This window comes from Secundilactobacillus hailunensis (genome assembly GCF_005405185.1).
Classification (GTDB): domain Bacteria; phylum Bacillota; class Bacilli; order Lactobacillales; family Lactobacillaceae; genus Secundilactobacillus; species Secundilactobacillus hailunensis.
Window position 1 is genome coordinate 1 of sequence record NZ_BJDO01000072.1, and the last position, 6,815, is coordinate 6,815.

At 42.4% G+C, this 6,815-nt stretch carries 1 protein-coding gene and 3 pseudogenes; 1 reads left to right on the top strand and 3 read right to left on the bottom strand.

Annotated elements, in window-relative coordinates; all coding sequences use genetic code 11:
* Positions 1-262, top strand: a pseudogene (locus FFM73_RS11775) (IS110 family RNA-guided transposase); the annotation flags it as partial.
* Between the two features lie 270 nt (positions 263-532).
* Here the strand turns inward: FFM73_RS11775 and FFM73_RS11780 are convergent.
* From FFM73_RS11780 to FFM73_RS11790, 3 genes and pseudogenes are all read right to left on the bottom strand, one after another.
* Positions 533-1,747 carry a restriction endonuclease subunit S gene (locus tag FFM73_RS11780; RefSeq protein WP_137631871.1) on the bottom strand — a complete coding sequence of 405 codons (1,215 nt, stop codon included), beginning with the start codon at positions 1,745-1,747 and terminating at the stop codon, positions 533-535.
* Positions 1,737-3,358, bottom strand: a pseudogene (locus FFM73_RS11785) (type I restriction-modification system subunit M). The gene FFM73_RS11780 and the pseudogene FFM73_RS11785 overlap by 11 nt, the downstream one beginning before the upstream one ends.
* Positions 3,359-3,371: 13 nt before the next feature.
* Positions 3,372-6,539, bottom strand: a pseudogene (locus tag FFM73_RS11790) (type I restriction endonuclease subunit R).
* Positions 6,540-6,815: the final 276 nt, after the last annotated feature.

Here is a 6,815-nt window from a genome sequence, read left to right on the forward strand (position 1 = left end):
CTCTAAGCACGGCAATGCCGTTGCGCGGAAGATTCTTTATCGTGCAATTGGACAAATCGATCTAGCGGCTAAGACTAGTCCATGTCATATAGCAGATTATTATGAACGAAAAAAGCAATTTTCTCAAACGAAGGGGTTCAAGAAAATTGCCATTGCTTCAATCCATAAACTGCTTAGAACGATATATATTTTGATTATCACTGATCAAATGTATGATTACAACGTAGCCAACAATAATCAAAAAGACTTTTGTCGTAATTGATTGATCAGGTTCATTATAGCCTAAGTTAACTTCAAAGAAGTAATTTCTTTGAAGCTCTTTGTGATGCTCCTAATTTAGAAAAAAAACGCCTCAATTAAAGCAATAATGCCAAATATGTCATAAATTAAAACTTTAGAGTCCTAATATACTTGACTTTACGTAGAAAACTTCCTGCGTAATCTATTATACAGGTGAATTAAGTATTGACCAAGCACAATAAAAATTAAGTCATGGAGTTTCATAGGATCCTAAATTTGATCAAATTAAGAATCAGCAAAACATCTTTTGTAGATACCCTTTTTTGAGTTCCTGGAGTTTTTCAAGCTTACGCTGATGAAGAGCGATAGTGTCACTAATCATCATAATTAGCGTACCGAGCTTATTTTGCTCGGTTGGAGTCGGGACATAGATGCTCGTTTTCTTGATATCTGGTATTCCAAAATTTGCGACTGTGGTAGAGGCCGCATCTCTAATTCTTACTTCACGGCGAAAGCGTGGAGCCAGAAGGGTTGCAAGCGTGAATTGCGCATCTGTTGATACTTCAGTTGTACTTCTCAAAGCAACCATGCGCTGACCTAAGAAGAAATGATACGAATTGTCTGGAATAATGGCAACTTCACCAATTGGTGCTTCTCGTGAGAATACAATATCGCCTGGCTGAAGCCGAATTCTTTCGGACCATTGCTTATATGTCTGCTCTGTCACAGATTCCGTCTGGTCCACAAGCAGTCTTCCGTCTCGTACATAACTTGTTCGTATCATCCTAAACTGAGTTTCTTTGTCTGTAGTTGGTGCAGTAGCATGCTTTGTATCTGTGACTGAAAAGAGATTTCCAAGCTTACGCTCTTCCCAAGCGTCAGCAAACCCTGAAAATCTTAATTGCGGGAACTTGCTACCATTTTGGGGGAACATTTTTTGCAAATAGCCCTGTTTAAGTTCCTTAAGCTTAGCTAACTTACGCTGATGAAGAGCGATAGTGTTATCCAGTTGTTTGAAGAATGAACCTATTTTTTGTTGTTCTTCAATTCTAGGGATACTTATGATAGCTTCTTTGATATCACTAGAATTAATACTTTCAAATGTTGAACCTGTGCTATATCTAGTCCAATAACCGTCAGACTTCATTTTCCCAAGATTCTGAAATATAAACTCATTACCTTTGATAGCAGCAACACCTCGACCGATAACCACGTCATAATCTGTTTTGCCAATATCTCCAACCGGTGCTCGAACACTCAAAATGAGATCGTTTTTTTCAGCTTGTTTAGTGACTTGAGTTGTCCATACTCTTGGAAAAACATGACCATTTTTCATGTCAGCATTACCTTGAACAAGAATATGATCATTAGGATTGTCAGTATAATTTTCTGAATTAGGAGACTGTCCCATCACTATCAGAACTTCGTCCCCCAACTTACGCTCTTCCCAAGGATCAGTGAAACCTTTAAATCTTAATTGCGGATATTTAGCTTGGTTATCCTTCATTGTGAGCCTCCAATTTTGACTGGTCAGTCACCTGGGTAGCCACTAACTGGCTGGCTAATTCATTAAAGGCTTGCTCATTCTGACTGATTTCCTGGTCTAGTTGCTTTAGATCAGCTTTGACTTGGTCCAGATCGATCTCAGGTTCCGGTTCAAACGTATCAAGGTAGCGCGGAATATTTAAGTTGTAGTCATTCTCTTTGATTTCTGCCGGTGAGGCCACGTGGGCATATTTATCGACATCTTGCCGGTTTTGATAAGTCGTCACAATTTTTTGAATATTGGCTGCCGTTAGCTTATTTTGATTCTTGTCCTTTTCAAATTCCCGAGACGCATCAATAAATAAGACGTCATCAGTGGTTTTATGTTTCTTTAAAATCATGATCAACGTTGGAATACTGGTGGAATGAAAAATATTAGCGGGTAGTCCAATAATGGCATCAATCCGGTTATCCATTAGAAGCTTTTGGCGAATTTTGCCTTCCTTAGCCCCCCGAAATAGCACACCATGGGGTAGGACAATGCCCATAGTCCCATGTTCCTGCAAATGATAAAAGCCATGTAGTAGGAAGGCAAAGTCGGCTTTAGATTTAGGCGGTAAGACGCCATAGTCGCGGAAGCGAGGATCAGACAAGCGTTTGTCACTATTATCCCAGTGTGCCGAGTAGGGTGGGTTCATAACAACCGCATCAAATAAGCAAGGTTCGTCAACCGGCCAATCTTTACTTAATGTGTCGCCATTGCGTAAGTGCATATCGTCATACGAGACGCCATGTAACATTAAGTTCATTCGGGCAGGTTATAGGTTGTGGTGTTTAATTCTTGACCGTGGTAACTCACTAAACCCGGATTTTGCACGTGCTGTCCGACATTCAATAGCAGTGAACCAGAACCAACTGCTGGATCATAGATAGTCCGCACTTGGTTATCACCTTCATTGCGCTGATAGGTTACAATCTGGGCAATAATGTCAGACACCTGCCGCGGGGTATAAAATTCACCCGCTTTTTTACCGGAATCACTGGCAAATTGCGCGATTAAGTATTCATAGGCGTCACCTAGGACGTCGCCTTGATGATGGATAAGATCAATCGCATTTAAAGCTAACATAGTATCACTAATGGTTTGGTTCCGTTGTTGTAAAGAACTGCCTAATTTATTACTACTTAAATCCACATCGGCAAACAAGCCCGAAAAGTCTTGCGCTGAAGATAGATTTTGTGTCGACTGTTCCAGATCATGAAGTGCTTGAGATAAATCGTCTAACGCAAAAGTATGGGCTTGAATCTTGCCAATCAGAGTGGCGTACAACGCCTGGGGTTGAATTAAATAGCCGAGCGTGTTTTGCAAATACTCCACTAAACTGGGCTGCACCGAGACGCCTTCCAATTCAAACTGCGGATCCATATATTGGGCATATTTCTGGGTGACATTTTCGGTTTCACCCGCCCATTCACTAAAGGTCGTCAAGGTTTTCTCGGATAGGAACCGATAAAAAATTAACCCTAATAAATAATTTTTATATTCAGAAGCGTCCATTTTCCCGCGTAAGACATCGGCCGCATTCCCTAAGGCGCTTTCAAGTTGACTAGCTTGCGTTGTTTTTTCTGACATTGTTTAACCTCACTTATTTTTGTAAATAGATTGCCAAATCGTGTTCAATAAACTGTCGCCAAGCAGCCTGGGACTTAATCCGGTATAGTGGCAAAACAGCTGGAATCTTTGGCCCAGTGGCAGTTTGAGCTTGTAAGGCCGCTGTTAAACTTGCTGACTGCGTTAATTCTTGTTCATGATGCCATTCATCAGTCCCCACGGTGTGTTCACGCGCCACCCGCAACAGGGCTGCTTGATCTAAGCCCCATGTGTGGGCAAATACCGACGCTTTTTCGACCAATTGTCTCTGGGCGTAATCAGTCACCAACTCCCGAGCATTCAACGCTACTGGCGCTTGATTTGGGTCACTCTGTTGCTGCGACTGTTGCGTTTGTTGCTCAATATAGGGCATGGCTTCGCGAATTAACTGGGCCTGTTGCGGTTACGTTTCCGCCAATTTATTCAAACTAGCCTGTACTTTGGCAGTGTTTTGCAGGTAATCGGTCATATGCGCTTGGGCTTGATCAGGCGTCGAGTACTGTTGCTGTTCATCAATCCAGTCTTGAATTAATTGCGTCAAATAATCATAGTCCACCAAGACAACTGAACCAACAGCTAAGGAAAAGTCTAAAGCAGCTAATTCTTCGGGGACTTTCTCGGGCTCTTGGTTAGTGACCGCCGCTTTAATCCGCAGATATTTACCCGTATAGGATTCTACTTCGGGCTGAGCGATACCAAAGGCCTTTTCGCTGTTCTCCCAAGTAAAATCATTGTACATCGATAGCGAGTTCAATTGTTGATTCACTTGACGAAAGGCCTTCACAAACTGCACCTTGGCAGTGGTTCCTTTGAGGTCATCGGCCGCCGTAGGCGTTGGGGCAATGGCTTTTAAATCCACCACAGCCTTTTGAAATTTTAAGACGGCCTGCTGATAAGTGGGACGAATGATGACATTAAAAGAGCCTTCGCCACTATATAACTTGTAAGCTTCACGTTCATTAGCTTCCATGATTGCCGGTACCCGAAAGGTCACAATTTGACCCTCTTGTTTTAATTCCCGGTTTTGGAGCCGGTTGGTGCGTGAGTAGGCTTGAATGAGTTCTTGATAAGCTAAGGGGCGGTCAACAAAGAGCGTGTTTAGCCGAGGAGCATCAAAGCCTGTTAATAACCGGCGGACGACAATCACTAAATTTATTTCTTGATCAGGTTTCAAATGAGCAAAGACCGCCTCACGCCGGGCAGCCCGTTTTGCGACATCTTCGTTATAGAGATTCAAATCGGCTAAATCAAAATTAGTGTGATACTGCTGATTATAATCTTTTAAAATGGTGGCCATTTGATCATGTTTGTGCGCACTCTGATCTTCGTTTTCACTTAATGAATAAGTAATCGCAATTCGGGGCCAATTAGGATCCAGCTGATTATGAGTAGTCTTTTTCGCGGCTTTAAAGGCTTGATAATAGCGTTGCGCCATTTCAATGGAACTGGTGGTCAAAATAGCATTATAGTTGCCATGACCCAAGCTGGTTTTACGTGGGCCTTTTTGTAAAACATATTGAACAACTTGATTAATATGTTCATCGGTCTCAAAGTCAGCCGGAGTTAAATACGTTTCTTCCAAGTCCTTCACTGACATCGCTTGAATCTTGGCTTGAATTTTTGCTTCATCAGCTGTACTCAGCAGGCGGCCTTGCTTATCACGACGAGCTTTGACGCGCTGAGTTTCTTTTTCGCAGGCCCGGGTTATTAACGTGTCTTTGCCAATCGTTGTTACATGTTCGACGTTAAACGGTAACACGGCTTGGTCCTCTAAGGCATCTCGCAAGTTATAAACATGACAGACTTTACCAAATAGCTCCTCAGTCGTAACTGCTAGATCCCCCTTGAGCTGTTTCTTATTTTCATTAAAGATAGGGGTGCCGGTGTAACCATACCAATTACTATTGACAAACGCTGCCCGAATTTCCTTTTGCATCTTACCAAACTGCGACCGGTGGGCTTCGTCAACAAAGAAGATCACTCGTTGCTTTAAAGTCTTACTAAAGCGGGATTGCTTACCGGTTGCCAGCTGGGCTTGCGTTTTTTTGACCGCCCGATGGAGTTTTTGAATTGAGGTGACCAAGACCTTACCGTCGTTTTGTTGCAACTTACGCATTAAATCACCGGTGTTTTGGGCTTCGTTAATGGCGATATCATCATTGGCGGCATAGGCACTAAAGTTGCTAGTTGTCTGTTCGTCTAAATCTTTCCGGTCAACTAAGAAGATGACCTTATCGACACCAGGATCTTGCGCAGCTAATTTAGCGGTTTTATATGAGGTGAGTGTTTTACCAGAACCCGTGGTATGCCAAACAAAGCCATCTTGATGGTCATGAATCCGGTGCATCACGGCTTCAATCGCATAAATCTGATAAGGCCGTAAGAGAATTAAACTCTGACGTTCTTGGTCGATGACCGTATATTCACTGACCATTTTGTGGGCCATGGGAATATTAAGGACTTGGCGCGTGAACGCTAAGCCGTTTTCCACGGGGTGATTATCCCGTGTCCGCCAATTAAACAAAAAGGCTTTATTGAAATGATCCGGTTCGGCATTCGCAAAATACGCTGTACTATCTGGTGTCATAATCACAAACATTTGCAGCAGCGAGTAAATCCCCGTATATTTACCTTCTTGCGCGTATTTTTCAATTTGATTAAAAGCCTGGTTAAGTTCAACCGTGGCTTTTTTTAGTTCCAATTGAATTAAGGGTAACCCATTAATCAATAGGGTTACGTCAAACCGGCGATCAGGATCGAAATCTTGAGTACCAGCTAACCGTGGTCGTACTGCTTGTCGGACCACTTCATAACTAGATTTACCACCAGCGACGTCCGCTTTCCAAAATAACTCGAGTGTCACCGTGCCCAGCTTAGCATCATCACGTTCAACTTCCACTTTGCCAATGCCATTTTCGGCGGCTAGTAATTTAGCCGCTTCGTAGGGCGTCCGGACCTCAATCGCCCGTCTAACTTGATTAAATTCGGTATCAGTTAAAGGGTATCCCTGTAATTTAGCATAGTTATTGTTATTTAATTTATCGCGAAAATTAGCCCATAATTGATCCGGCGTCGCACCATATAGGTCTTTGCGTTCCACCCATTGGTTACTCCCGGTCGTTAAGGTTTTAACAACTTCTTTTTCAAACGACAGTTCCAACATAAAAACAGTCCTTCCCCCACCTTTAAATTACTCACTAGTTTATTATACGCGAAACGATTGGCAAATAGGTTTCATAATTTGTTAATAGGGTAGATTGTAAAATTAATCCGAACGCTGTTCGGACAAAAAAGATCAGCTTCCTTTAAAATGGTGTTTACCACAAACCCATCTTTTAGGAGCTGATCTTTTGTCTAGTATAACCTATTCCGAACGAATTAAAATCGAAACCTTTTGTGAACTAGGGCTGTCCAATATCCAAATGGGCGTTCGGCTGAA